Genomic DNA, 24,376 nt, shown 5'->3' with positions numbered 1-24,376 from the left:
TCGGCCGTTCGGCAGGTGCCGGGCGAGCCTCGTGGCACGGGTGGTCGGCGCGCAGGGGGCCAGACTCGTACGCCGTGGCGGTGTCGCGTTCCTCGTCGTCCATCAGGTCCAGGGTGCGTACGGGCTGGTCGAGTTGATCCGGAAAGCGGTCCAGGACCCGGGCGAGCAGTCGCGCGAGACGTGCATGTTCTCCGGCGGCGTCCTGAACGTCTACGAGCGCAACGGTGGCGTCGGCGAGGGCCACTACGGCGACCGGGCCGGCCCGGTCGCCCCTGCACTCGGCCAAGCGGTGCGTGCGGGTGCAGACGCGGGTGGGGCAGGGTGCGGGGGCAAGGGGTGGATCCTCTGCTGAAGGACACGGCATCAGTCAGATAGGCATACATGGTCCGCTGATTCGCCGGGAGGGTAGACCGCGCGTTCCTGCTGAGTGAGGTCGCGGTTGAAGGTGTGGCAGATCTGCTTGATAGCCCGGGCGGGGTCGAGAGAGGTGACGACGTCCCACGGCCGTACCGTCCCGGCGTAACTGCCGGCGAGGGTGCGACCGTCGGGGCTGAAGGCCATGGCATTCATTGCTGCGGTGTGCTGGGTGAGCGCGGTGCGCAGTTCGCTGGTGTCCGCATCCCACAAGCGTGGTGTCCCGTCGTAGCCGGCCGGTGGCGAGGATACGGCTGTCCAGACTGAAGGCCATCCCAACGGTTCTGTGTGCCTCGATGGTCCATGCCCGGCGGTGCGGGTCGCGCCGGCGCGCGCAGCGCGTCCCCTCCCTGGCACCGATCCGGCTCAAACTCCCCTCGTCCACGGTGCCTTGAGGCGCCCTGATGCCTTGAGGGCGGGTGGAAATCCGGCCCTGCTCGGGGCTGGCGTCCCAAGATGCGTCGCGCCCCGGCCGGACACATCCTTGAGAGAGGGGCGTAGGTGCGCCAGGACACTTCGCGCACCTGGAGCCGGTCGTTCCCGCACGAGGGATCCTCGACCGCGCTCTTCATCCACACACCGCCGCCATCCGACAGCATCCCCCCGGCGGGTCCGATCGAACAGGTGGAAAGTCATGGACGAGCACAGCGGCCACATGCACCACGCAGGCGGACACCCGGAACCCGAAGCCCCTTCCTTCCACGGTATGGCGGTGGTGGGTGACGACACCCCCTTCCTTTCCCACCTGCCGATGGCTCATGAACCGCACAACACGCAGCTGATCCTGGAAGGGTCCTTCGGGTCCTTCCAGCGTGCGTATCGCAACGACCGCAAGGCGCACCCGGAAGCCCGGTTCTACACCTTCGCACCCGAGATGTTCGCGCTGTCCGACCTCTATCCCGGCGAGGCGGGCGAACCGCCCGCCCGCACCTCGTTCACCGGGAGCCTGTTCCGCAACCACTTCGAACAGCCGGAAGCCCATCCCGAGACGCCTGTCGAGATCGCCTCCGATGTCGTGGTGGACGTGGTCGATGTGGTCACCCACCACAAGTTCACCGCGGCCGACCAGCAGCGGGAGGAGCTGACGTACCTCCTGTTCGGCAAGGGGCCGGAGCGGTTCCTGGCGCATTTGATCACCGGCCCCTTCCAGCCCGCGAGCCATCAGGAGTTCGATCACCTGATGACGGCCGACGTCCAGGGCCTGGACGTGTCCGACGACCAGCTGCGCCATGGCATCGAGGTCACCGTCACCGGTCGTCCGGACGAGCTCGGCGGGAAGCTCAGGGAACGGGAACGAGCGGCTGCCGTCGCCGCGGTCAGCGGCGGGCATGTGACGGTCGAGGTCGAGGCCGGCACCGAGCTGTACTTTGAAACCGGCGATCTGACTCCTCACTGACGCAGCGGCACCCTCCGACCGTCACCAGGAGAGCCGGGGATACCAGTCGCCACGGCCTTGTGGGGTGAGATCGAGCAGGTGCCAGACGGGGCTGAGCAGGTCGGTGGCCTGCTGGCCGTTGCCGTCGGCCATCCGCACACGGGTGCTGTAAAAGTGGCGCACCGCACCGCCTTCGTCGCGGGTGAACACCGACACGGTGGCGTCCTGACCACCGGCGGAGTCCTCGCTGCCCAGGTCGTACTTGAAGCGGCTCGGTGCTGCGCTGAGTAGCCGCAACCCCGTCCAGCCCCGGTCCCTGGCATACGCGCGCAGCGCGGGCAGCTCGGCGGCGGCCACGACGGCGAAGTCAAGGGTGCCGGCCAGGTGGTCGGCGACCGAATGGAAGCCGTCGATCGACATCGTGCACGAGGCGCAGGGCCGGTCCTGTTCCTTTCCGTACATGAAGTGGTAGAGCATCAGCGGCCGGTCAGGGCCGGAGAAGAGCTCGCTGAGCCGGACCTCGCGCACCGGATCGTCCCCGGCCGCCAGGTCGGTCGGCCCCTCGTGGAACAGATAGTCCTCGACGACCGGGCCCTCGGGCAGGCGTCGCTTCAGCTCGGCGACGTGCTCGCGCTGGCGCATCAGCTCGGTCTCCGCCCGGCGCAGTTCTTCCCTGGCGGCGGTGTACTGAGAGGATTCGTTGCCGAGGTTGGTCACGCGCATGTTTCCTCCTCATGGTCGCCGTTCGGCGCGGCACACCCGCCCAGAAGAACAGGTCGACCCGCCGCGATGTGCCAGGCGCGCAATGCGGTTCACCTGAAGCGACCAGTTGCCACTCGGCCCCGGACATCGCCTCGGAACGCAGGTCGGTACCTGGGCTGCGCCGGATCACCACCAGATTGCCACCACCCACGATCGGGGGGACGATGGATCTCCGTCCTCCGTATCGCCGGGCCTGAGCGGGTAGCGAGCGAACTCTCAGCGTTGCCGCACCTCGTGAGGACGGCAGCGGTGTCGACAAGGGAGAGCTGCTCCGGGACGTCGTCATGTGCTCCGCACCCGGCTGAGCCGGGGCAGCGTCACGCTCCCTCCGAATGCCCGAACCCTTCACCGGGAGCTGCCATGAATCTCGATGACGTCGCACGCTGCGAGATCCATCCCACGATCGGCATCGCGCGGGTAGGCAACAGCCCCGACGGCTTCTTCAACGGCCCTGAGACCCCTGGGGTCCCGCCGAGTCCGTCCGGCGGTTTCAAGGACGCCGACGGGCGGATCAAACGTCAGGCCGCCCGGTTCCGTATGTACGGCTATGACCGGGCCGGCACCGTCCTGGGCGAGCTCACGTCGGCCGAAGCGCAGATCGTGTGGACCGCCGAACTGGCCAATGCCAAGGGTGAGTGGTTCAAGTTCGCCGGGCGCTTCCATGAGTCCACCGCCGACTCCAACCGCCGTAATCAGCACATCGATCCCACTGATCCCGCCGCTCGGGCGCGGCTGGTCATCCGGCCGGGGCCGCGCAGCGTGACCGGTCCGTCCCAGGACGGCACGGACGCCAGGTTCGACACCGGGACCTTCCTGGGCACCCCGGTACCGCTGGGCGAACTGCGCACCGACGAGGCCGGCCGACTGCTCGTCCTCGGCGGCTTCGGCACGTCCGCTTCGGTCAAGCCCGCCAATCCGCTCAGCCACTACGCCAACAACGACTCCTGGTACGACGACACCTCGGACGGCACGGTCAGCGCCACCGTGCGCCTGAGCCCAGACGGGCGTCAGGTCCCAGTGACCTCGGCCCGGGTCGTGGTGGCCCCGCCCGATTACGCCAACGGAGTACCGAGCGTGGTCACCCTATACGACGTCGCGCTGGAGGCCGCCCGCGTGTCGGGCGGACTGCCCACGCCGCCGGAAGTCTCCTTCACCCGCGACGTCTACCCGCTGCTCGCCCGCCCGGTCGCGTTGGCATGGGTCAACAAGAGCGCGCGAGCGATGCACGGCGATCCCCGGCGCAACTTCCTCACGCCGGCCCGCCTCGCCCGGTTGTCGTCGAACGCCCCAGACGACGCCGTTGCGCGTCAGGCCGTCTTCAAGAGGTTGCGCAAGCCCGGACTGGTGGACGACGTAAGCCAGGCCAACGCGGGGTTCATGCCCGTGCTCTCCGGTGATGACGGGGACGCTCAGCCGAACCGGCCACGGACGTGGCTGGCGCTGTTGCCCGGCCAGTACGCGCGGATGCAACGCTGGGCCGCCGGCGACTTCCTGGCCGACTGGACAGGGGTGCCCGCCCCGATTCCTTTCGAGGCTATCGCGCCGGCTGACCAGCCCCACGCCCTGGTGCGGGCTGCGCTGGAGACAGCGAGCGGCGGTGGATTCTTCCCAGGCATCGAGATGACGTACATCGCTGACCAGCAGTCCACTTGGGCGGCGCCCTTCCGGCTGCGCGAAGATCTGGTCGCCGGAGATGTCACCAAGTACATGGCCCTGCCCTGGCAGGCCGACTTCTACATGTGCATGGACCACTGGTGGCCGGCTTCCCGCCCCGATGAAGTCCTTCCCGAGCCGGCACACGACGGGCTGGTGCAGGACGCAGCGGCCGCGGCGTTCCAGGAGTGGGACCGCGGTATCGGCGACGGTGAAAACGCAGAAAAAGGTATGAACGAGATGGTCGAGAAGTGGAGCACTCTCGGGTTCGTCGTCGGCCGGCCCGGCCCCAGCGGCAGCCCGATGCTGGTCGAGACAGAACGAAACCGACCATGAGACCGGGTAGGCCGGGCACAGGCGGGAGCGGTGCGTTGAACAGCGGCGGGTCGAGCGGCTGCGAGAGGAGCCGGCGCTTCGACGTTCTCGTCGCCGGCGCAGGCCCCGCCGGGTGTGCCGCCGCGCTGCCCCTCGTCCGGGCAGGGGCGAGCGTCGTCCTCGTCTCGCCGAGGACCTCCCCCGACTGGCGGGTCGGGGAGAGTCTCGCTCCCACCGCCCGCCCGCTTCTCGAACGGCTGGGAGTGCTCAACGGGCTCACCGGCGACGGGCACGCTCCCTGCTACGGCAACCAGGCCGCCTGGGGCCAGGATGCGCTCACCGCGGCGGACCACGGGCTCGGTCCGTACGGCGAGGGATGGCATCTGGACCGCACCCGGTTCGACGCCGCCCTGGTCGAAGCGACCCTTGCCGGTGGTGCTCTCTGGCACGCCGGACATGTGCGCGACGCTCGCCGGCATCGGAGCCGCTGGCAGATCGCCACCGGCGAGGGCGATGTGCTGGAGGCGGGCCACTTGGTGGACGCCACGGGGCGGGCCGCTCGGCTGGCTCGTCGCGTCGGGGCGGGGCGCACCCGTTCCGACCGACTGATCGCGGTCGCTGCGCTGTTGGGCCCGCCGAAGCAGGCCGCCTGTCCGGACCGAACTTCGCTGGTGCAGGCCACTCGCTGGGGCTGGTGGTACACCGCATCGCTACCCGGGGGTGAGCGGGTTCTCATGGCCATGACCGACGCCGATCTCCTCGCCGGGGTACGCCTGCTGGATCGGGACGTGTGGTGGGCCCAGGCACAGCGTGCCGGTCATATCCGGGAACGGATCGCCGGCCGGGAGCAACCGTCGCGCCGGCTGCGGGTGTTCGCCGCCGGCTCGGCCTGCGCCACTCCTGCGGCCGGCCGGGGCTGGGTGGCGGTGGGAGACGCCGCCACCGCGACGGACCCGCTGGCTGCCCGGGGGATCGTCACCGCATTGGCCACCGGCCTGGTGGGGGCGCGGGCGATCCTGGCCGCCGAGGGCGGTGACACCGATGCCATGGCGGCGTACGCACGCCGCATGACAGCCGTTCACGCCGAGTACCTGGAGACAAGGGCCGCACAGTACCGCAGGGAACAACGCTGGGACACCCCGTTCTGGGACCGCCGTCACTGAGCGGTGCGGCTCTGCGGCAGGGGGGCGCACGGCAGCACTGTTTTGCGTGGCATCACCGGGGCTTCCGGAACGGTCGGTCAGGCCGCGGTCTCCGTGCACAGCAACTCCTGTGGCAGGTAGGAGGAGTCCGCACGGCTCACCGGTGGCGGGAGCCGCCTCGAGGCGCGCACGGGGACGGCAATTTCGGTGCCTGCGTGACGTTCCCGCCGGGCGGGATGATCGAGATGCCGAGGTCGGTGCACCGCGCGAGAATGAAAACAGACCGTAACTGAGCTGGGAGAACTCCATGACGGCCATCGATGAGAAGTGGGGTCAGATCCCCTGGATCGGCGCACCGGTCGACGTCGGGGCCGGCAGTCAGGAAGGTCCGAATCCCGACGGGCGCGGCAGTTCACGTGACTTCGAGGGCGGCTCGATCTACTGGACGCCGAACACAGGCGCCCATGAAGTTCACGGCGACATCCGCGACCTGTGGCCGCGGATGGGATGGGAATGCTCCTTCCTCCGCTATCCCGTCTCGGACGAAATGGGCCACCGGACAACCGCAACAACAGGTTCCAAGGCGGGCACGCAATCTGCCGTGCGTATGGCTGGGGCTCCGACAGCGTGATCGGTCACCTGGAGTGGCAGCTCGGCAAGATCAACCCCAAGGTTCACGATGGACATCATGCGCGCGCGGGTCGCCAGGCCGCCTCGCCGCGCACTGAGGAGCCGACTATGACCATCAGAGGAATCGACGTCTCGTCATACCAGCCGGAGAAATACCACACCGACGGATTCGCCTTCGTATTCATCAAAATCACGGAGGGAACCACCTACACAAACCCCAAGTGGATCGCTCAGCGAAAGACCGCACGAGACGCCGGACTGGTGACCGGTTTCTATCACTTCGCCCGGCCCGGCTCCATGGAAGCTCAGGCTGACTACTTCCTTTCCAAGATCAGTCTGGCGAAGGGGGATATTCTCGCCCTCGACTGGGAGGACGGCGACGTCTCCAACTCCTTCAAGGACAACTGGATCAAGCGGGTGCAGCGGAAGGCGGCCGGACACAAGACGGTCCTGTACTGCAACCGGGCTTTCTGGCTGCACCGTGACAGTACGTCCTTCGCCGGGGACGGCCTCTGGATCGCCCACTACAACGGAAGGCCCGGTCGGCCCGACATTCGGCACCCGTGGCTGTTCCACCAGTACACCGACGACCCGGTCGACACCAACGTCGGAAACTTCAGGGACAAGCAGGCCCTGCACGGTTGGTCCGTAAGCCGGGAACTGGCTCCGTCCGGCTGAGGCTCAGCGCACGCGGCTCACCGTGAGGCGGAGACGGGGAGGTCGTCGTCGCCGTCGTCGACCAGCCAGCAGGGTTCGGCGGCGAACGGATCGGTGTCGTCGATGCTGCCGCCGACGCCCGAATTCCAGGCCACCCAGGCATGCGGGCCCGTCTCCTCGGACTCGCTGTGCTGGCCAGATGGGTGGCGACGCCTCGGTGTGCAGGGCCGGTTCGCTGGTCCTGGCGCCTTCACCCGAGGGAGGGCGCTGCTCGACCGGGCGGTGACGTGGCTGCGGCGCGGAGCGACGCCCCCGGCGTAGCCATACGAGGCGGGCACATGCCGCTCTTGGGGCAGCCCCCACAACGCGGTGCTTCCTTGGCATGCGGACAGCGAGAGCTGAGGAGCAGTGGTTGTGTTCGCCGCGTCCCGAAAGGCACAGACCGCGCCCCACCCGACGACGCCGGACAAGCGCCAGGTGTCGGTCCTGCGGCGCCATTCGTCGTACCTGGAGAAGGGCACCAGAGCATGGGACTTCAGCCGAGTCCCGGTCCATACGACACGACAGCCGGGCATGCAGGGGCTGTCAGGGCGTTGCGCGCCGGGTGTTGCCATGACGTTCGTGCAGCACTATCTCGCGGTTGGAGCGGTCAATGCCCCTCAAGCCGAGCAGCGTCGACCGCTTCGAGGGCCACAACATGGCCACCGGAGTCATCGACTGGGAGCAGGCCGCACCCGGAGTGCTGAGTAGGATGCCGGTGTTCTCGATCGCGGCCTGCAGTGATGCCAGGGGCGTTCCCGCAGCAGCGTGTCACCCGCATCGTGGGCCTGGTCGAACGAGCCCGGACGACTTCGCGAGCCGCCGCCGGCTGTCGCTGCCCGCGGGCTGGCACTCGACGGGATTAACCCGGATCATCCGAACACGGTGGCCAGGCAGCGCGAATGCCCTGTCTCCCGCCAGGGTCGCACGCCCGAAACCATGCCTGACCAGCAGGAATCAAGGCATCACGTTCGGTTGGGATACGGCTTCTCAGCTTGGCGTTTATCCTCGGCGGGCTTGGTGTTCCTTGATCGACTCAGCGCGTTTGACGGTCTTGCCGACGTCGTGGCGTGTGGCCCGGTGCTTGTTCTTCGAGCCGGGCGGCCGTCCCGGGCCTGGCTTGGACGGTTTCGGTGCGGCTGCCGGACGGGCCGGAGGCTGTCGCACGGCTCCTGCCCGGTGAACGTCAAGAGTGCTTCTCGGGCGTGTGGTTGATGAGCTTGTTGAAGTTGTGCACCGTGCCGAGGAGCTTGATCTCGGCGTCCACCGCCTGGCGGCCGCGGTAGTTGAGGTGTCGTCCGAAGCGCTGGAAGATCTGGGCGAATCCCGGCTCGACCAGGGCACTGCGCTGACGGTACTGGGCCCGTCCGGTTGGGGTGGCGAGGCGGGCCGCCATGTCCTGCTGGCCTGCAGGGGCCTGCTGACGCTTCGCGGGAAAGCCTGCCTGGTCTGCATCGCTGGTGACCGACACCAGCAGCGGGAGATCGGCGAGGGCCTCGAAGGACGCGGCGGAGGCGTAGCCGCTGCCGGCGAGCCAGAGTTGGATGTCGCCGGGGAGCCGTGCGGCCTGGTGATTGTGCTGGGTCTTCTTCACCATCGGAATAAGGGCCGTCCTGTCCGAGGGATTGTCGTGCGCTTCGATGGCCAGCAGGAATTGACGGCGGGCGCACACGATCTGGATGTTGTATCCCTGCAGGTAGCCGCCGCATTTGCCGGGAATCAGCCGGGAGTCGGGATCGCTCAGGCAGGCACGGGCCTCCGGGGAGGGGGCCGGTCGGGGTGTGCGGGCCCGCTCCAGCCAGGCCCGCATCTTCACCAGGCGCGTTCGCTGGCGAACGAGGACGGTCTTGTGCTCCATCGGGACCGGGGGCCGTCCGTTCGCTCCACGACGTCCTGCCGCCCGGTCCTCTCGGACGCGGAGCTCGTACTTCTTCAGCTTCTCCTGGTGAGCCTCGGCCTCGGTGGCCAGGCGCTTCTCCGCACGAGCCACCATCCGCTCGGCGGCTTCGACCTTGATCCGGATCTCGGTGGGTGAAGGCATAGCCCGTTCGTGCAGTCTGTCCCTGGCCAAGTGGGCCCTGGCGAGCCGGTCGCACAGCCGGGACAGGCGAGGCCAGTTGTCGCATGCATCCTCGCCATCGCCCTGTGCTTCCGAGCCATCGGCCTCGACGCTGAGCGCGTGGTCTACTGCATCCTCCATCAGCGCGTGGATCTCTTTCTCGCACTGGGAGATGGTCTCCTCCAGGCGCTGGAGCCGCTGGTTGGCGTCGCGTGAGGCGTTCGCCTCTATCGGTGAGCCGTCCACGGCCACCGCCGAGAGATCGACCAGGCCACGTCGGCCGCAAAGCGACAACACCTGCACGAACAGCGAGTTCAAGGCGGCACGGTGGCGTCGTACGAACCGCGCGAGGGTGGAGTGGTCCACTCGGCGGTTCGCGGTGATGATTCGGCAGCCCACGTCGTCCCAGCAAGCCTGCTCGATGCGACGGGAGGAACGCACTCCCTTGCTGTAGCAGTACAGGAGCAACGCGATCAGGCTCGCGGGAGGGTAGGCCACCCCGCCCCGCCCGTCGTCACGGTAGCTCTTCTCGAACGCCGACAGGTCAAGTAGCTCGACGACGTCGAGCACCTTCCAGCACAGGTGCTCGGGCGGCAGCCACTCCCGCACATCCCCCGGCATCTCAAGATCACATTCACGGTCGCACGACAAGAAGTTCCGCCCCACCAGCCAAGACTCCGACGCCTCCCTGGTCCTCGGAACCGAACAACGAATCGCTCTTGACGTTCACCGGGCAGGAGCCGTGCGACAGCCTCGCCGCAGTCGCGCGGACGTTGCGAAACCCCCGGCGGACGCGGGCTGGAGTGAGGCGGCGGGGCTCGGCAGGTCGCTCCCAGGGACGGCGCAGGTCCTCGGTGAGGGGGCGGGCGAGGCGGAGCTGAGTGTGGGCGGCGATGATGAGCCAGGTCCACAGGTCGGCGCTGTCGGCGTGGCGGATCTTCGGTGCGGTCCAGCCGAGCGTCTGCTTCAGGAGCCTGAAGGTGTGCTCAAGATCGAATCTGCGGAGGAAGGACTGCCACCAGCGGTCCACAGCCACCGGTGTCGCGGCGGTGGCCGAGCACCACAGCCAGACCGGTTTCGGGTCGCGGTCGCCCGGCAGTCGCTCGACCTGCAGCCGCACCAACGTGCCGTGCAGGACGGGAAGTTCCTCCTCGGCGTGGTCCAGCCATGGACCGCGGTGGGTGAGTCTGGGGTGCATCCGGTCCCAGGCCATCGCCTCGGCCTTGCCGTAGCGGGTGGTGTCCGTAGCTGTGGTGACGTCGGGCTGGTGCCAGCTGTCGGGCTTGGCGAAGGTGAGGACGCCGCCGTGCCGGCGGGGCCGCCCGCCCTTCGGGCCGGAACGTGCGGGGCCTGCGTCACGGAGCATGACCCGGTCCGAGCGCAGGCGCCCGACCAGCACGACCGGCAGGTCGGCCAGAGCGTGGGAGAGGTAGGTGACGTCGTAACCGGCGTCCATCACGATCAGGATCTCCAGGTCGCCCGGCCGCCAGTGCCCGGCGTGCGTCAACCGCTCGACGACGTCGCGCAGTTGGGTAGTGGTGGCGAGCGTCGCGTCGTCGGCGGGCCCCAGGCGCACGGCGTCCAGCAGCGCGACCCAGGAGGTGCGGCCGGACTCCAGCGCGGCCACGAAGGAGTACGGCCAGCCCGGCACGAACTGGTCCGTCTTGCGGTCACCACGTCCGTAGACGTGGCAGAACAGCCGGTCGTCGCTGGTCGGGGCATCGGGACGGAGCCAGTTGCTCACGTCCACAGCCAGCACGATCCGCCCGTCGGCCGCCTTCGGCAGCGGCAGGCCGGCCAGCGTGCGGCGCAACCGCGTCGGCTCCAGCCAACCGCGGTCCAAAGCCGCGTACAGCGCGCCATGCCCGCGCCGGTGCTCGATGGCCAGCGACAGCTCGACCAGGGTCTGCACCGGCCCGTCCGCGCACAACACCGCGTCCGTGAGCTCGAAGAGCGCGTCCGCTCGGGCGTAGAGACATTCGTAGAACTCGACACGAAAGCGGGACAGGATGCCCAATGCGTCGCCCGCGGGCGCGCCGACCGGGAGACTCATACACAGCGGCCGTTCTCTCGTGCTTCGTGACTCGACATCTCGAAGCGTGGAGAACGGCCGCCCCTGCTGTCCCGGGAAGAACCGCAGATCAGCAGGTCGAGTGACCCGCGAGGATAAACGCCAAGCTCAGTCCAAGCCCCAGTGCCAAGAGCGCAAGGCTCGCACTGGGGCGGCTGGCGTGCGTCGTCATGCAGAGAAGATCACGGAGCGCACCTTGACGTCTTCGCGGTCGGAGTCTGCGAAGTCCGTGACGGTGGCGTTGGTGTGGTTCTGCGGGGCGAAGGATGACGAGGCGTTGCTGACGCTGCCCCGTACGCGGAAGGCGTACCTCAGGAGCTGGCGCCGCTGATCCCAGGGGCGACGAAGCGCCGGTGCAGGGGGTAGAACTTCGGCTCGGGGTCGCTTTGCACGCCCAGTTCGCCCTTGAGTACAGGGGCGATCCTGGCCTCGATGAACCGGTTGAAGTGGTCCTCCGACTCCCAGATGTCCATCACGTTGAGGCCGCCGTGAACGAACCAGGCGGCATGCAGCACGCACCCGTCCGGTGCGTCTTCTTCCCAGCGCACCTTCTGGCGTACCGCGTCGTAAACGTCGCGTGTGATCTCGGGCCAGGAAAAGGTCATCACGACTGCCATGGAGTTTCCTTTCGCCGCGTGGACGCGCCGCGTCCGGGCGGCCCGCGGCATAGCACTGCGAAGCTAAGCCGCTGGCATCGCCGGTGCACTCCGGGGCGTCCATCCGAGAAGGGTCAGCCTCACGGGATGAAGCGTAAATGGACCAAGTCGTCGAGCATCTATCGAAGCGCCACCGTGCCATCGGCCCCATCGGGCTCCGGGTCGCCAGCGCGGTCGAGGTGTGTATCGGACAACTGACCTCGATGCACTCGTTGTCACGGGAGACGTGGCGGACGATGGATCGCGCGAGGTTACGCGTGAGCTCGTGGGCGGTTAACCCCCTGGAGCGGGGCGCGTCGGTGTTCTACGCGACCGGGAACCACGATGAGCGGGCGGCGTTCAGCGACGTGCCCGGCTGTGGCCAAGTACGCCCCGACGCGGTGTACGTCGGGCCCGAGGGCCAGCGGGCCGCCGCGAGCACGGTCGATGGCTGGTTGGGTGGTCAGGAGCGGGAATCGGAGCTCGAGCCGGAGCCCCGCCAATTGGCAAGGCGGCGGGGTGAAGGTGAACGAGCGGCAAGGGCGCCGCGGACAGACTCCGCCACAAGCAATCTCGCTCCACGCTGCCGAGACCAGCGGGAACCAGTTCACCGAGGTGACCTGGCGGCAGGGCATCAAAGGCAGTATGACCTCACGGTTCACCGTGCTGACTCTGCGTCCGGCGGGCAAGCAGTCCCTGGCCGCCGCCGGCCGAGTCGCCGGTGGCCGATGCGCTCCGATCGCCGTCTGTGAGGCATCCGGCTGGTGAGACAGCCGCTCGCGTTTCGAGAAGAACGCCTGGACATCCATACCTTGGCTGCCCGGCTACGAACCCCCAGTGAGGCGGAACACACGACAGTCGGCAGCCGAGGGGGTCCTCTCATGGCGGGACAGCAGCTCCAGGAGGTGGAAAGGGGCCTCGTGGAGGAGGCCCGGCTCCGCGAAGCGCCGCCGGATCCAGCCGTGGTGTCCGTTGTCGCCGAGCGGCTCGCCGGGTTGCTGGCGGAGGTCGCGCACCTGGACGAGGTGCGTGTCGACAGCGACTTCTTCGATGATCTCGGCGCCGACTCCCTGGTGATGGCGCACTTCTGCGCGCGGGTGAGGAACCGCGCGGACCTGCCGCACGTGTCGATGCGCGACATCTACCAGCATCCGACCGCCGGCGGACTGGCAGCCGCGCTTGTCGACAGCGCGCCTCCACCACCAGGCGAAACCGAGGCCCTCAGCCCATCGGAACTGCCCAGAGCCATGGCCCAGGAGCCCGCTCCGCCGACCGGCCGCCCGCACCGTGTGCTCTGCGGGGCACTCCAGCTTCTGGCCTTCCTCGGCTACGCCCTTCTCCTCGCCGTCGTCTCCGCCCAGGGCTACGAATGGATCTCCGCGCAGGCGTACCTGCTCGACGCATACCTGCGGAGCGTCCAATTCGGCGCCGCGCTGCTCATCGTGCTGTGCGCCCTGCCAGTGATGGCCAAGTGGCTGCTGATCGGCCGGTTCACGCCACGCAGGTTCCACGTCTGGAGTCTTGCCTACTTCCGGTTCTGGCTGGTCAAGACGCTGATCCGATCGAGCCCGCTGGTCCTGTTCGTCGGATCGCCGCTCTACCCGCTCTTCCTGCGGGCCCTCGGTGCGCGGATCGGCAGAGGAGTGACGATCCTTTCGCGCTCCGCCCCCGTCTGCACCGACCTGCTGACCGTCGGTGACGGCGCACTCGTCCGCAAGGACGCGCTGCTCAGCTGCTACCACGCGGCCGACGGCGTGATCGAGACAGGGCAGGTCACCCTGGGCCGGGACGCGGTCGTCAGCGAGGCGACGGTGCTGGACATCGGGAGCCGGCTCGGCGACGGATCCCGGCTGGGGCACGCCTCCTCCCTGCACACCGGCCAGGCGGTCCCCGATGGCGAGCACTGGCACGGCTCTCCGGCCCAGCCCGCGGACAGCGACTTCCCGGAGGTGGAGCCCGCCCGGTGCGGCACCGCACGGCGAGCGGTCCACGGTGTCCTGCTCTTGCTCGTGGCGCTCCTGGTGTACGTGCCGCTGGCGGTGGGCTGCCTGGATGTGCTGCTCTCCCGAGTGCTGGAGGGATCCGCGGTGATGAAGGCAGGCGGGGCGACGGTCCTCTACGTCGACCTGCTGGTGGTCACGATCGTGGTCTTCTTCGGCGGCGTGATCGCCGCTCTCGCGGTCCTGGCCACCGTCCCACGGCTGCTCGGCAGGTTCGTCCGGCCCGGCCGGACGTACCCGCTCTTCGGCTTCCACCACACCGTGCACCGGACGATCGTCGTGATGACGAACAGGAAGTCCCTGACCCGTCTGTTCGGCGACAGCAGTTGCATCGTGCACTACCTGCGCTGGGTCGGCTACCGCCTCGCCCCCGTGGAGCAGACCGGCTCGAACTTCGGCACAGCGGTCAAGCACGAGAGCCCCTCTCTGAGCAGGGTCGGCACCGGGACCATGGTCGCGGACGGACTGTCCCTGATGAACGCCGAGTACTCCAGCACCTCCTTCCGCCTGTCGCGGACCGCGATCGGGGCGCACAACTTCCTCGGGAACCGGATCGCCTACCCCTCCGGGGGCCGGACCGGCGACAACTGCCTCCTGGCCACCAAGGTGGCGGTCCCCGTCAGTGGACCGATCCGGCACGATGTGGGACTTCTCGGCTCTCCCTGCTTCGAGATCCCGCGGTCGGTGGCGCGGGACAGTACCTTCGACGAACTCAAGGACGGCAGCGGTCTGCGCCGCAGCCTCGCGGCCAAGAACCGGCACAACGCCGTCACCATGGCATGTCACCTGCTCACGGGATGGCTGTTCTTCTTCTGCGTCGTCCTGCTCTTCGTGCTCGCCGCGAGCCTGTACCCGGCGTGGGGCCCAGCGGTCCTCGCGCTCGCCAACGCTGTCCTGCTGCCGTTCACCCTCCTCTACTACGTCCTCCTCGAGCGGGCCGTCACGGCGGCGCACCCTCCGGAGCCATTGTTCTGCTCGATCTACGACCGCCGCTTCTGGCGTCGTGAGCGGTACTGGAAGGTGCCGTCCGAGACGTATCTGCACATCCTCGACGGCACGCCGTTCAAGAGCGTCGTGTGGCGCATGCTGGGCGTCCGGATCGGGGCGCGGGTCTTCGACGACGGCTGCGCTCTGACGGAGCGCCCCATGGTCCGCATCGGGGACGGCTGCACCCTCAACGCGGGCAGTGTCGTGCAGTGCCACTCCCAGGAGGACGGCACGTTCAAGTCGGACCGCAGTGCCCTCGGTGCCGGCTGCACCCTCGCCGTCGGAGCGTTCGTGCACTACGGCGTGACCGTCGGCGACGGCGCTGTGCTGGGGGCCGACTGCTTCCTCATGAAGGGCGAGTCGGTCCCCGAGCACACCCGCTGGGTGGGGAATCCGGCCCGCCCGGCCCTCGACGAAAGCGGAGGTGTGCGGTGATGGCAGCGACAGCGACCGACGCCCGCGTCCCCGGATACGACAGCCGGGTCGAGGGCGGATTCACGGCCGCGCCCCGATGGGCGAAGGAGCCGATGCCCGGTACGGGGGAGCACGTCAGGCGCGTCCCTGGCGAAGTGACGGCGGCCCTGCGCCGGCGGGCCCGTGAACTCGGCGTGCCGCTCACCGCGATCCTCCTCGCGGCACACGCGCAGGTGCTCGCCCTGCTCTCGGGTGATCCCGATGTGCGCAGCGGCTATCTGGCCCCGGGCCGGCCCCGGCCACTGCCCTTCGAGCTGACGGCCGGGCCAGGCACCTGGCGCCGTCTGGTGCTGGATGCCCGGCGGGCCGAGGCGGCGGCGCTGTCGCCCGGGACCAGCACACCGTCCCGGGAGGGCCCTGAAGTGGTGTTCGCGGCCGGGCACGAGGTCACCGTCCCGGTGGACGGTGGCGCGCTGCTCGGCGTTTGGGCGGGTGAGGAGCGTGGCCGGCTCGTGCTGCGCCTGCGGCACCGGACGGACCTGCTGGACGCGGACTGCGCCGCCCGGGTCGGCGGATACCATCTCGCCGCGCTGGCAGCGATCGCCGCAGACCCCGACGCCCCTCGTCACCGGCGCAGCCTGCTGTCCGCGGACGAACTCCGGTTCCAGCTCGAGGGGCTGGCGGGGCCGCGCCGTGCGCTGCCGGACCGCCGGTTCCACGAACTGTTCGAGGAGCGAGTGCGCAGGCATCCGGACGCCGTCGCCGTGGTCCACCAGGGCTGCGAGTGGACGTACGCGGACCTCAACATGCGGGCCAACCGGCTGGCTCGCGCCCTGCTGGCCGAGGGGCTCGCCCCCGAGGACACGGTCGCCGTGGTGACCGAGCGCGACCTCCACTGGGCGGCCGGCGTGCTCGGTGTCCTCAAGGCCGGCGCCGCGTACCTGCCCGTCGACCCGCGTCACCCGGGCGGCCGCATCAGCGCGATGCTCAGCCGCGCCGACTGCTCGTACGTCGTCACCGAACCGGACAGCACCACGCAGCTGGACCGGGCGCTCGTATCGCTCCCCGGGACCCGGCGGCTGATCGTCCCGGACGTCACCGACCGGGCCACCGACGGAACGGACCTCGGCCTTGACATAGCGGCGGGCCGGCTCGCGTACGTCTTCTTCACCTCCGGGTCCACCGGTGAGCCGAAGGGCGCGATGTGCGAGCACGCAGGCCTGCTCAACCACCTGTACGCCAAGATCGACGACCTGGGTATCGGCGAGGGCACCGTGGTGGCCCAGACGGCCTCGCAGTGCTTCGACATCTCGCTGTGGCAGTTGCTGGCGGGGCTGCTGACGGGCGGGCGGACCCTGCTGGTCGAGCAGGACGCCATCCTTGACGCGGACCGGTTCCTGGACCGGATCACCGAGGGGCGCGTCAACGTCCTGCAGGTGGTGCCGTCCTATCTCGACGTCATCCTGTCCGCGCTGGGGCGCAGCCCCCGGGACCTGCCGGACCTGCGGTGCGTGTCCGTCACCGGCGAGGCGCTGCGCGGGGAGCTGGTGCAGCGGTGGTTCGTCACCGGTCCCGCCGTGCGGCTGGTCAACGCCTACGGGCTGACCGAGACGTCCGACGACACCAACCACGAGGTAATGGACCGGGCGCCCGCCACCGACCGGATCCCACTCGGCCGACCCGTCGCCAACGTGCACCAGTACGTCGTCGACGAGAACCTGCGTCCGGTTCCGCTCGGGGCGCCCGGTGCGATCGTCTTCTCCGGGGTGTGTGTCGGCCGCGGCTACGTCAACGACGCCGAACGCACCCGGCTCGCCTACCTGGCCGACCCCCACCGCCCCGGCCAACGGCTCTACCGTGGGGGAGACTTCGGCCGCTGGCGGCCCGACGGGAAGCTGGAGTTCCTCGGCCGCCGGGACGCGCAGGTGAAGATCCGGGGGTTCCGGGTCGAGATCGGCGAGGTCGAGAACGCGCTGCTGCGCGTGCCCGGTGTCACGGACTGCACGGTCGTGGTGACCGGCGCGGAAGGGCACGGCCGCCAGCTGGCGGCCTTCTGCACGAGCGCGTGTGCGGTGACCGCCGAGGACCTGCGCGAGCGGCTCGCGGACCTGCTCCCCGCGTACATGATCCCGGCGTCCTTCCACCGGCTGGACCGCCTGCCGCTCACAGCCAACGGCAAGACCGACCGCAAGGCCCTCGCGGCGCTCGCCGAGGACCTCGGTCCGGCCCGGGATGCCCTTGGCGCCCCGCGGACGCGGGCCGAACGGCGGCTCGCGGCGCGATGGGCGGCGGAACTCGGACTGCCGCCCGGACGGATCCGCCGGGACGACAACTTCTTCGACCTGGGCGGCACTTCCCTGTCGGCGGTACGGCTAGCGGTCTCGCTGGGCCGGGTGATCTCCCCGCGCGACCTCGTCGGCCGTCCCGTACTGGCCGACCTGGCCGAGCTGATCGACAGCCGGACCGGCGGAAAACCGTGACGGACACGAGGAGTACGAGAGGAGACCGACATGCTGTCGGCACACTTCCGCAAGCACAGGGCCACCACGGCACCGACTCCGGACGGCCTTCCGGTACTCGATGCCGCAGACACCCCGAACGCCGCGGACGCGGCGGCCTGGGCAGCCGGCCGACGGGACGCGCTGCGTGAACTCGTCGCCGAGCGGGGGGCGCTCGTCGTCCGAGGCCTCGGCATGCGCTCCCCGGCCGACGTCGAGTCGGTCCTGCGCCAGGTGGCCGAGCGGCCCGTGGCGGAACGCGAGGCGTTCGCCGCCCGCGACCGCCACGCGGACGGCGTCTACTCGTCGTCGGCATGGCCGCCCAACCAGCCCATGTGCATGCACCACGAACTCAGCTACGCCTTCGAGTGTCCCGGCCTGTTGATGTTCGCGTGTCTGGAGCCGCCCGTCGAAGGCGGTGCCACCGCGGTGGCCGACGCCACCGCGGTGCTGTACGCGCTGCCCGCCGAACTCGTCGACCGTTTCGCCCGGGAGGGCTGGCTGCTCGACCGGGTGTACAACGAGGGGATCGGCGCGACGCTCGGTCAGTCCTTCGGCACCGACGACCGCGACGCGGTCGAGGCCTACTGCCGTGCCCACGCGATCGACTGGTCCTGGCAGCCGGACGGTTCGCTGCGGACGCGCCAGCACCGGCCCGCCGTCCTGCGGCACCCCTCCTCAGGCCGGCACTGCTGGTTCAACCAGATCGCGTTCCTGAACGAGTGGACGATGGCACCCGAGGTCAGGGAGTTCCTGATCGAGGAGTACGGACCGGACGGGCTGCCCTTCAACACCCGTTACGGCAACGGCGATCCGGTGCCCCCGGACGTCGTCGAGCAGATCAACAAGACGTACGAAGCCCACACCGCACGCCGGTCCTGGCAGCGTGGGGACCTGATGCTCGTGGACAACATCCGCACCGCGCACAGCCGGGAGGCGTACCGGGGGCCGCGGAACATCGTGGTGGCGATGGCCGACCCTGTGCGCCCCGGCCTTCTGGGACTGCGGACGGGGAGGGAAGCGGCATGACCACCCTGCACACCGGACCGCAGACCGCCCGGACGGACACCCCGGCCGTGCCGTCCTTCGCCGTCGTCCCCGGAAGCCAGGTCAAAGAAGTGCTCCAGGGCCGGGAGAAGACCGTGGTGGAGGTCGTCGAGGCGGCATACCGCCTGCACGGCACCGGCCGTACGGTCAACCCGCCGTCCTCCTTCCTGCGCTTCCCCGACCGGCCGACATCACGGATCATCGCCCTGCCCGCCTCGCTCGGCGGCGAGGGCCGGGTGGACGGACTGAAATGGATCTCCAGCTTCCCCGCCAACGTCGCCTCGGGCATCCCCCGGGCGTCAGCCGTCCTCATCCTCAACGACCCCACCACCGGCTACCCCTTCGCCTGCATGGAGAGCTCGGTCATCAGCGCCGCCAGGACCGCGGCGTCCGCCGCGTCGGCCGCAGACCGGCTCAGCAGGGGACGGGCGCGCCCCGCCCGGCTGGGGTTCGTCGGGGCGGGTCTGATCGCCCGCTACATCCACACGTACCTGGAGGGCACCGGCTGGTCCTTCGACGCCATCGGTGTGCATGATCTGTCCCCCGCCAGCGCCGCCGGCTTCCGCACCTACCTGGAGCAGTCCGGAGCCGTCGGACGCGTCACCGTGCACCGCAGCGCCGAGGAGCTGATCCGGCTCAGTGACCTGATCGTCTTCGCCACGGTCGCCGACCGGCCGCACATCACCGAGCCGTCCTGGTTCCGGCACAACCCGGTGGTGCTGCACGTGTCGCTGCGCGACCTCGCGCCGCAGGTGCTCCTCAGCGCCACCAACGTCGTCGACGACATCGACCACTGCCTCAGGGCCGCCACCTCACCGCACCTCACCGAACGCCTCACCGGCAACCGCGACTTCCTGCTCGGCACGCTCGACGACGTGATGGCCGGCCGCGTGACGGTCCCGGCCGACCGTCCGGCGGTCTTCTCACCGTTCGGCCTGGGCGTGCTGGACCTCGCGGTCGGCAGCTATGTCTACGACGAGGTGGCCCGATCCGGCGAACTGCGGGTCATCGACCACTTCTTTCACGAACTGAGCCGGCACGGCTGAGGGCGGAACCCGTCCACCGTCGGGCCTGTACGAGGAGACCATCGTGCCTGTCATATCCGTCCCCCACGCCTTCAACGAGGAGGACCTGTACGTCGACCTGCAGCCGATGACGGGCCACCGGCTCTTCCTCAAGTGCGAGGGCTTCAACTTCGCGGGTTCGATCAAGCTGAAGGCCGCGACCGAGATGGTGGAGTCAGCCGAGCGCAGCGGAACACTCCGGCGGGACTCGATCCTGATCGAGTCCTCCTCCGGCAATCTCGGCGTGGCGTTGAGCATGATCGCCGCGAGCAAGGGCTACCGCTTCGTCTGCGTGACGGACTCCCGATGCAACCTCGCCACCCGGCTGATGATGGAGGCCCTGGGCAGCCACGTCCACGTCGTCTCCGACGAGCACGCCACGGGCGGTCTGCTGGGCGCTCGGCTGGCGCACCTGCGCGGTCTGTGCGCCGCGGACGACCGCTACGTGTGGCTGAGTCAGTACACCAACCCCGACAACTGGCGGGCGCACTACCTCAGGACGGCCCCGGCCATCGCCCGCTGGTTCCCGCTCCTGGACGTCCTGTTCATCGGCGTCGGCACGACCGGCACGCTGATGGGCTGCGCCCGCTGGTTCCGCTCCTGGCACCGGCCGGTGCGGATCGTCGCGGTGGACAGCGTCGGCTCCGCGATCTTCGGCGACCCGCCCGGACGGCGGATGATCCCCGGCCTCGGCATGAGCCTCCGGCCGCCCCTGCTCGACGAGAGATACGTCGACGAGGCGGTCCGCGTCGAGGAGGCCGATGCCATCCGTACCTGCCGGAACCTGGCGAGGAGGGGCTTCCTGTTCGGCGGGTCGACCGGCACGGTCGTCAGCGGGGCGACGAGCTGGCTCGCCCGGCACGGAACGCAGAGGCTCACGCCCGTCGCGATCGCCCCAGACCTCGGTGAGCGCTATCTAGACACGATCTACCAGAGCAACTGGGTGCAGGCCCTGTACGGCAGTGACGCGATCGAGGACCACCCCGCAGTGCGGGCGCCCTCCGACCGACCGTAGGCGGCCGGACATGTGCCTCCTTCCCGTGCGACCGGTCCTGCGCCCCGAGCGGCTGACACCCGTCGCCTGGGCCCGGCCTCCGGAGCCGCCTCGCCCCGGCCGGCCCCGGCTGTGGCTGGCACGGGTGGAGGACCTCCGCGGCGCCGTGACCCCGCTCGCCGGCACACTGCTGGACAGCCGGGAAAGGGCGCGGGCCGCGACACTTCACCGGGTGGCGGACAGGGAGGGCTACCGGGTCGCCCATGTGTGCCTACGTATGCTCCTCGGCGCCTACCTCGGGGTCGAGCCGTCGGACGTGACGCTGGTACGGCAAGCATGCCCCCTGTGCCGGGCCCCGCACGGCCGTCCCGACGTGCCCGGCGTGCCTCTGTGCTTCTCCGTCTCCCGTACCGGTGGTTTCTGCCTGCTCGCCTTCGCGGATACAGCGGTCGGCGCGGACATCGAGCGGATGCCCGCCTCCGACGTCGTCTCCGCGCTCACGGCGACGCTGCATCCCCGGGAGGCCGCCGAGCTCGCCGCGTGCCCGCCGGACCAGCGCCCCGCCGCCTTCGCCCGCGTGTGGACACGCAAGGAGGCGTATCTGAAAGGGCTCGGTACCGGACTCGGACGTGACCTCCGCTTCGACCACCTCGGCGCGTCCGCGCACGGGCCCCGCCGGGTGCCGGGCTGGAGCATCGACGACGTGGCGGTGGGGAGGGGATGCGCGGCCGCCGTCGCGGTGGCCGAACAGTGATCGTCACGCGGGGACGGAGATGACGCCGAGGGGGTGTGTGGTGGGCTGGCGGGAGCCACCGGCCGGTTCCACCGTGACGCAGACGCCAGTGGCCCCACCGAGGGGCCCGTCCAGGACACGTGCCTCACGTCCGCCCGCGGTGGACAGCAGTCCCGCTGGCCGGTACCGCCCCGATTCGGCGTACCAGAGTTGGTAGACCCGGTCGTCGGTGAGCGGCGGCAGCCCGGAGCCGATGAAGGCGGACCGGCCCTGCGCCCGGGAGGCGACCACGCTCGCGGTCCCGCCGCGCGCGAGCTCATGGGTACTGATCGTGGCGTCGGGGGCGGTCAGCACATCGGCGAGTTGCCGGTACTCGGCACGGTCCTGGGCGGACTGCTCACGCGCGGTTTCGGCCTCGGAGCTCTGCCACCAGGCGACACCTCCGAGAGCCACGGCTGCCGCCACGGACGCGGCCAGCGCCAGCTTCACACCCCGCTGCCCACGGCGTCGGCGCCGAGACGCGAATGCGTCGGACTGAACCTGACGCACGGTGGCGATCTGGTCGAGCACCCGGCGGCGCAGGTCTGCCGAGGGCGCGCTCGTCTCGGCTGCACCCAACCCGACGGTCACCTTGGACAATCGTTCGACCTCCCGACGGCAGGGGATACAAGAGGCCAGGTGGTTCTCGAAGGCAGCTTCCTCATCGGCCGGCAACGCGTGCAGCACATACGCGCCGACATCGAAATGCGGGTCGTCGGTGAGGTTCACGAACCGGCCTCCATACAGTCGTACAGGCGCTTCAGCCCCTGACGCATCCGTGACTTGATTGTTCCCGGCGGCGTCGAGAGGGCCTCGGCGACCTCCGCGTACGTCAGCCCCTCGTAGTAGGCCAGCACCAGGGGGAGCCTCAGCTCACGGGCCAGCTGGGTCAGGCAGCGGAAGACCACGCGCTGTTCCTCCCGCACCTCGACCTCTTCGGCGACGGTGTCGAAGGACCGTTCCTGTTCCCGGACCGCGGCACGCAGCTCGCGGGCGCGGCCCGCGGTGACGGACCGCACCCGGTCCACCGCGCGGCGGTGCGCGAGGGTCAGCACCCAGTTCCGGGCGGCTCCGCGCGCCGGCTGGAACTGCTTGGCGGTCCGCCACACCTCCACCATCACGTCCTGGGTAACCTCCTCCGCCTGGGCCTTGTCCTGCACCACACGGCACGCCAGCCCCATCACCGTGTGCACCAGGGCCTCGTACAGTCCGGCGAAGGCCTCTTCGTCGCCATCAGCGGCGTGGACGAGCAACTGGTCCAGCTCCGGGTCGTCCGCGGACTCTCCTCGCCGCCCTTGCGTGTCACCTCTCCTCTGAGATCCGGTTCCTCGGTCCATCGCGCCTCCTCGGCTCAGCTCGACACTGGCCCCCATCAGCGAAGAGCGCATCCGGTCCAAAGCCGTCCGTCTGACAGATTCACCTGCCTGCCGCAGCGTTCCCCCCGCATCCTTTGTTCGGAGCTGTCACCGCCACAGATCAAGATCAGTCGCCTCCGGAGTGCGAGGAGGGGCCGCCAGTGACCCCGGCAGCCCCTCCTCTCCCCTCCTGGACCTGACCCCGGGTCCGTCACTACCACTTCCGCGCGCGAGCAGTTCGTTCCGGGCGGCGGGCGGCGGGCGCCGGGCGGCGGGCGGCGGGCGGCGGGCGGCGGGCGAGGGGATCGGGGCGCTTGGCCAGCCGGTTGCACTCGGCGGGGGCCTCCACACCGCGCCGCCGTCATTGCGGCGGTGACGTCCAGCGGGAGACGTCGGTGGGGGAAACTTCGCCAAGTGGCAGCAGGACGGTGTGTTCGAGCAGCTCACAGGCCTGCTGCGGCGCCTGGTCCGCGAAGCCGAAGGCCGTGACGCCGAACCGTCGGCCTGCGTGCTGGATTCGCAGACCGTCACGACCTCCGCCAACGTGCACCTCGCGGACCAGGGCACGGACGCCGGGAAACGGATCATCGGGTGCAAACGCCATCTCGGCTGCGACACCCTCGGCCTGCTGCTGACCGCTCTGGTCACCGCCGCCAGCGTCTCCGACACCGCGGCCGGCGTGACCCTGCTGACCCGCATCTCCGCCGCCCACCCGCACATCACCAAGGCCTGGGTGGACGCCGGCTACCGCACCACCGCCATCGACCACGGCGCCCGCCTCGGCATCGACGTCCACCCCGTCCAACGCCCGCCCGGCACCCGCGGGCTCACGATCATCCCGAGACGGTGGACCATTGAACACAGCATCGGCCGGCTCATGCACCACGGACGACTAGCCCGCGACTATGAACGCCACCCGCACCGCTCCGAAGCCATGATCCACCTCGCGATGATCGACCTCATGGCCCGCGGACTCACCGGCGAAGCCATCCCGAACCGGCGCGGAACCTGACCCGGGACCAAACACGAACCACCCGACCAAAAACTCAGTCAGAACGGACTCGTGCACGACCTCGAGCCGTTCCGCTGCGATGAGGCAGGCAGCTCGACTCCACCGAACTCGGGACAGTCCGGAGCCTCCATCAGGCCCGGCGCGGTTCACCACGGACGCCGACCCCGATCTGATGCTGAGCACATGTCCAGACAGCGTCGTGGGGTCGTGTCGTCGCCGCCTGTGTGATCGGTGGCCGGCGGATGCGTGTGGAGCCGCCGTCGGCAGCGGCGGTCCAGCGGGTCCACGACCGTACGGGACACGCCGCTGACGAGACACACCCGGTGCCGCCCATCGTGTAAGGCGGTGCGCGACCGCAGCATCCGTCAATGCACCTCAGTGCGAGGAACGGCAGGTGTTGCGGTGGGCGATGTCGAGGACGAAGCGCTCGGGGCGGTGCAGCTGCTTCGTCGTGTAGGAGGGCTTGCTGTCGAACGCGGCT

The 24,376-nt window shown here is 69.7% G+C and carries 18 protein-coding genes and 4 pseudogenes; 13 read left to right on the top strand and 9 right to left on the bottom strand.

Annotated features, from left to right (window positions below; all coding sequences use genetic code 11):
* Positions 1–31: 31 nt before the first annotated feature.
* The gene (locus AQJ46_RS57940; RefSeq protein WP_059211307.1) at positions 32–352 is read left to right on the top strand and encodes a hypothetical protein; all 321 of its coding nucleotides are present in this window, start codon (positions 32–34) and stop codon (positions 350–352) included.
* 11 nt (positions 353–363) lie between these two features.
* On the opposite strand, the gene AQJ46_RS45875 is transcribed toward AQJ46_RS57940, so the two are convergent.
* On the bottom strand, positions 364–627 hold the full coding sequence (locus tag AQJ46_RS45875) for a WD40 repeat domain-containing protein (protein WP_159064187.1): 264 nt from the start codon (positions 625–627) through the stop codon (positions 364–366).
* 421 nt (positions 628–1,048) lie between these two features.
* Between AQJ46_RS45875 and AQJ46_RS45870 the strand changes: the two genes are divergently transcribed.
* Positions 1,049–1,810: a hypothetical protein gene (locus AQJ46_RS45870; protein WP_059211305.1), complete on the top strand. Its 762-nt coding sequence runs from the start codon at positions 1,049–1,051 to the stop codon at positions 1,808–1,810.
* A 21-nt stretch (positions 1,811–1,831) separates the two neighbouring features.
* On the opposite strand, the gene AQJ46_RS45865 is transcribed toward AQJ46_RS45870, so the two are convergent.
* Entirely contained in the window at positions 1,832–2,512 is a 681-nt protein-coding gene (locus tag AQJ46_RS45865; protein WP_059211304.1) for a DUF899 family protein, read from the bottom strand.
* Positions 2,513–2,911: 399 nt separating this feature from the next.
* On the opposite strand from AQJ46_RS45865, the gene AQJ46_RS45860 reads away from it, so the two are divergent.
* From AQJ46_RS45860 to AQJ46_RS45850, 4 genes are all read left to right on the top strand, one after another.
* Positions 2,912–4,540 (top strand): LodA/GoxA family CTQ-dependent oxidase, encoded by a 1,629-nt coding sequence (locus AQJ46_RS45860; protein ID WP_059211303.1) that lies wholly within the window; start codon positions 2,912–2,914, stop codon positions 4,538–4,540.
* Positions 4,541–4,575: 35 nt separating this feature from the next.
* Positions 4,576–5,682 carry an NAD(P)/FAD-dependent oxidoreductase gene (locus tag AQJ46_RS45855; RefSeq protein ID WP_059211302.1) on the top strand — a complete coding sequence of 369 codons (1,107 nt, stop codon included), beginning with the start codon at positions 4,576–4,578 and terminating at the stop codon, positions 5,680–5,682.
* 286 nt (positions 5,683–5,968) lie between these two features.
* Positions 5,969–6,292 carry a hypothetical protein gene (locus tag AQJ46_RS53395; protein WP_079072755.1) on the top strand — a complete coding sequence of 108 codons (324 nt, stop codon included), beginning with the start codon at positions 5,969–5,971 and terminating at the stop codon, positions 6,290–6,292.
* A complete protein-coding gene (locus AQJ46_RS45850; protein WP_318656745.1) occupies positions 6,289–6,969 on the top strand; it encodes a glycoside hydrolase family 25 protein in 681 nt (226 codons plus the stop codon). Before AQJ46_RS53395 ends, AQJ46_RS45850 begins: the two co-directional genes overlap by 4 nt.
* Before the next feature lie 1,020 nt (positions 6,970–7,989).
* On the opposite strand, the pseudogene AQJ46_RS59235 reads toward AQJ46_RS45850, so the two are convergent.
* The 4 genes and pseudogenes from AQJ46_RS59235 to AQJ46_RS45835 all read right to left on the bottom strand — a co-directional run.
* A pseudogene (locus AQJ46_RS59235) lies at positions 7,990–8,133 on the bottom strand (NF041680 family putative transposase); the annotation flags it as partial.
* A 40-nt stretch (positions 8,134–8,173) separates the two neighbouring features.
* Positions 8,174–9,667, bottom strand: a complete 1,494-nt coding sequence (locus AQJ46_RS45845; RefSeq protein WP_059211300.1) for a transposase — start codon at positions 9,665–9,667, stop codon at positions 8,174–8,176.
* 100 nt (positions 9,668–9,767) lie between these two features.
* Positions 9,768–11,099: pseudogene (locus AQJ46_RS45840) on the bottom strand (NF041680 family putative transposase); the annotation flags it as partial.
* A gap of 329 nt (positions 11,100–11,428) precedes the next feature.
* On the bottom strand, positions 11,429–11,734 hold the full coding sequence (locus tag AQJ46_RS45835; RefSeq protein WP_059211299.1) for a hypothetical protein: 306 nt from the start codon (positions 11,732–11,734) through the stop codon (positions 11,429–11,431).
* An 899-nt stretch (positions 11,735–12,633) separates the two neighbouring features.
* Between AQJ46_RS45835 and AQJ46_RS45825 the strand changes: the two genes are divergently transcribed.
* From AQJ46_RS45825 to AQJ46_RS45800, 6 genes are read left to right on the top strand one after another with little or no spacing between them, the layout of a single operon-like run.
* Positions 12,634–15,174 carry a Pls/PosA family non-ribosomal peptide synthetase gene (locus tag AQJ46_RS45825; RefSeq protein WP_079072754.1) on the top strand — a complete coding sequence of 847 codons (2,541 nt, stop codon included), beginning with the start codon at positions 12,634–12,636 and terminating at the stop codon, positions 15,172–15,174.
* A complete protein-coding gene (locus AQJ46_RS45820) occupies positions 15,174–17,633 on the top strand; it encodes an amino acid adenylation domain-containing protein (RefSeq protein WP_059211297.1) in 2,460 nt (819 codons plus the stop codon). The genes AQJ46_RS45825 and AQJ46_RS45820 overlap by 1 nt, the downstream gene beginning before the upstream one ends.
* 30 nt (positions 17,634–17,663) lie before the next feature.
* Positions 17,664–18,680 carry a TauD/TfdA family dioxygenase gene (locus AQJ46_RS45815; protein WP_059211296.1) on the top strand — a complete coding sequence of 339 codons (1,017 nt, stop codon included), beginning with the start codon at positions 17,664–17,666 and terminating at the stop codon, positions 18,678–18,680.
* Positions 18,677–19,744 carry a 2,3-diaminopropionate biosynthesis protein SbnB gene (gene sbnB, locus AQJ46_RS45810; protein ID WP_059211295.1) on the top strand — a complete coding sequence of 356 codons (1,068 nt, stop codon included), beginning with the start codon at positions 18,677–18,679 and terminating at the stop codon, positions 19,742–19,744. Before AQJ46_RS45815 ends, sbnB begins: the two co-directional genes overlap by 4 nt.
* A gap of 43 nt (positions 19,745–19,787) precedes the next feature.
* Positions 19,788–20,777, top strand: coding sequence for a 2,3-diaminopropionate biosynthesis protein SbnA (gene sbnA / locus AQJ46_RS45805; protein WP_059211294.1), 990 nt, complete (start codon positions 19,788–19,790; stop codon positions 20,775–20,777).
* Between the two features lie 10 nt (positions 20,778–20,787).
* Entirely contained in the window at positions 20,788–21,510 is a 723-nt protein-coding gene (locus AQJ46_RS45800) for a 4'-phosphopantetheinyl transferase family protein (RefSeq protein ID WP_059211293.1), read from the top strand.
* A 3-nt stretch (positions 21,511–21,513) separates the two neighbouring features.
* Here the strand turns inward: AQJ46_RS45800 and AQJ46_RS45795 are convergent, their stop codons facing one another.
* Entirely contained in the window at positions 21,514–22,257 is a 744-nt protein-coding gene (locus AQJ46_RS45795; RefSeq protein ID WP_059211292.1) for an anti-sigma factor, read from the bottom strand.
* Positions 22,254–22,865 (bottom strand): ECF RNA polymerase sigma factor SigK, encoded by a 612-nt coding sequence (sigK, locus tag AQJ46_RS45790; RefSeq protein WP_079072753.1) that lies wholly within the window; start codon positions 22,863–22,865, stop codon positions 22,254–22,256. Before sigK ends, AQJ46_RS45795 begins: the two co-directional genes overlap by 4 nt.
* A gap of 418 nt (positions 22,866–23,283) precedes the next feature.
* Between sigK and AQJ46_RS45785 the strand changes: the two are divergent.
* Positions 23,284–23,895, top strand: a pseudogene (locus AQJ46_RS45785) (transposase); the annotation flags it as partial.
* A 375-nt stretch (positions 23,896–24,270) separates the two neighbouring features.
* Here the strand turns inward: AQJ46_RS45785 and AQJ46_RS59545 are convergent.
* A pseudogene (locus AQJ46_RS59545) lies at positions 24,271–24,376 on the bottom strand (AMIN-like domain-containing (lipo)protein); the annotation flags it as partial.

Origin of the sequence: Streptomyces canus, assembly GCF_001514145.1 — a bacterium.
Lineage (GTDB): Bacteria > Actinomycetota > Actinomycetes > Streptomycetales > Streptomycetaceae > Streptomyces > Streptomyces canus.
Note: the sequence above shows the minus strand (reverse complement) of the source record. Positions and strands in the feature narration are given on the sequence as shown.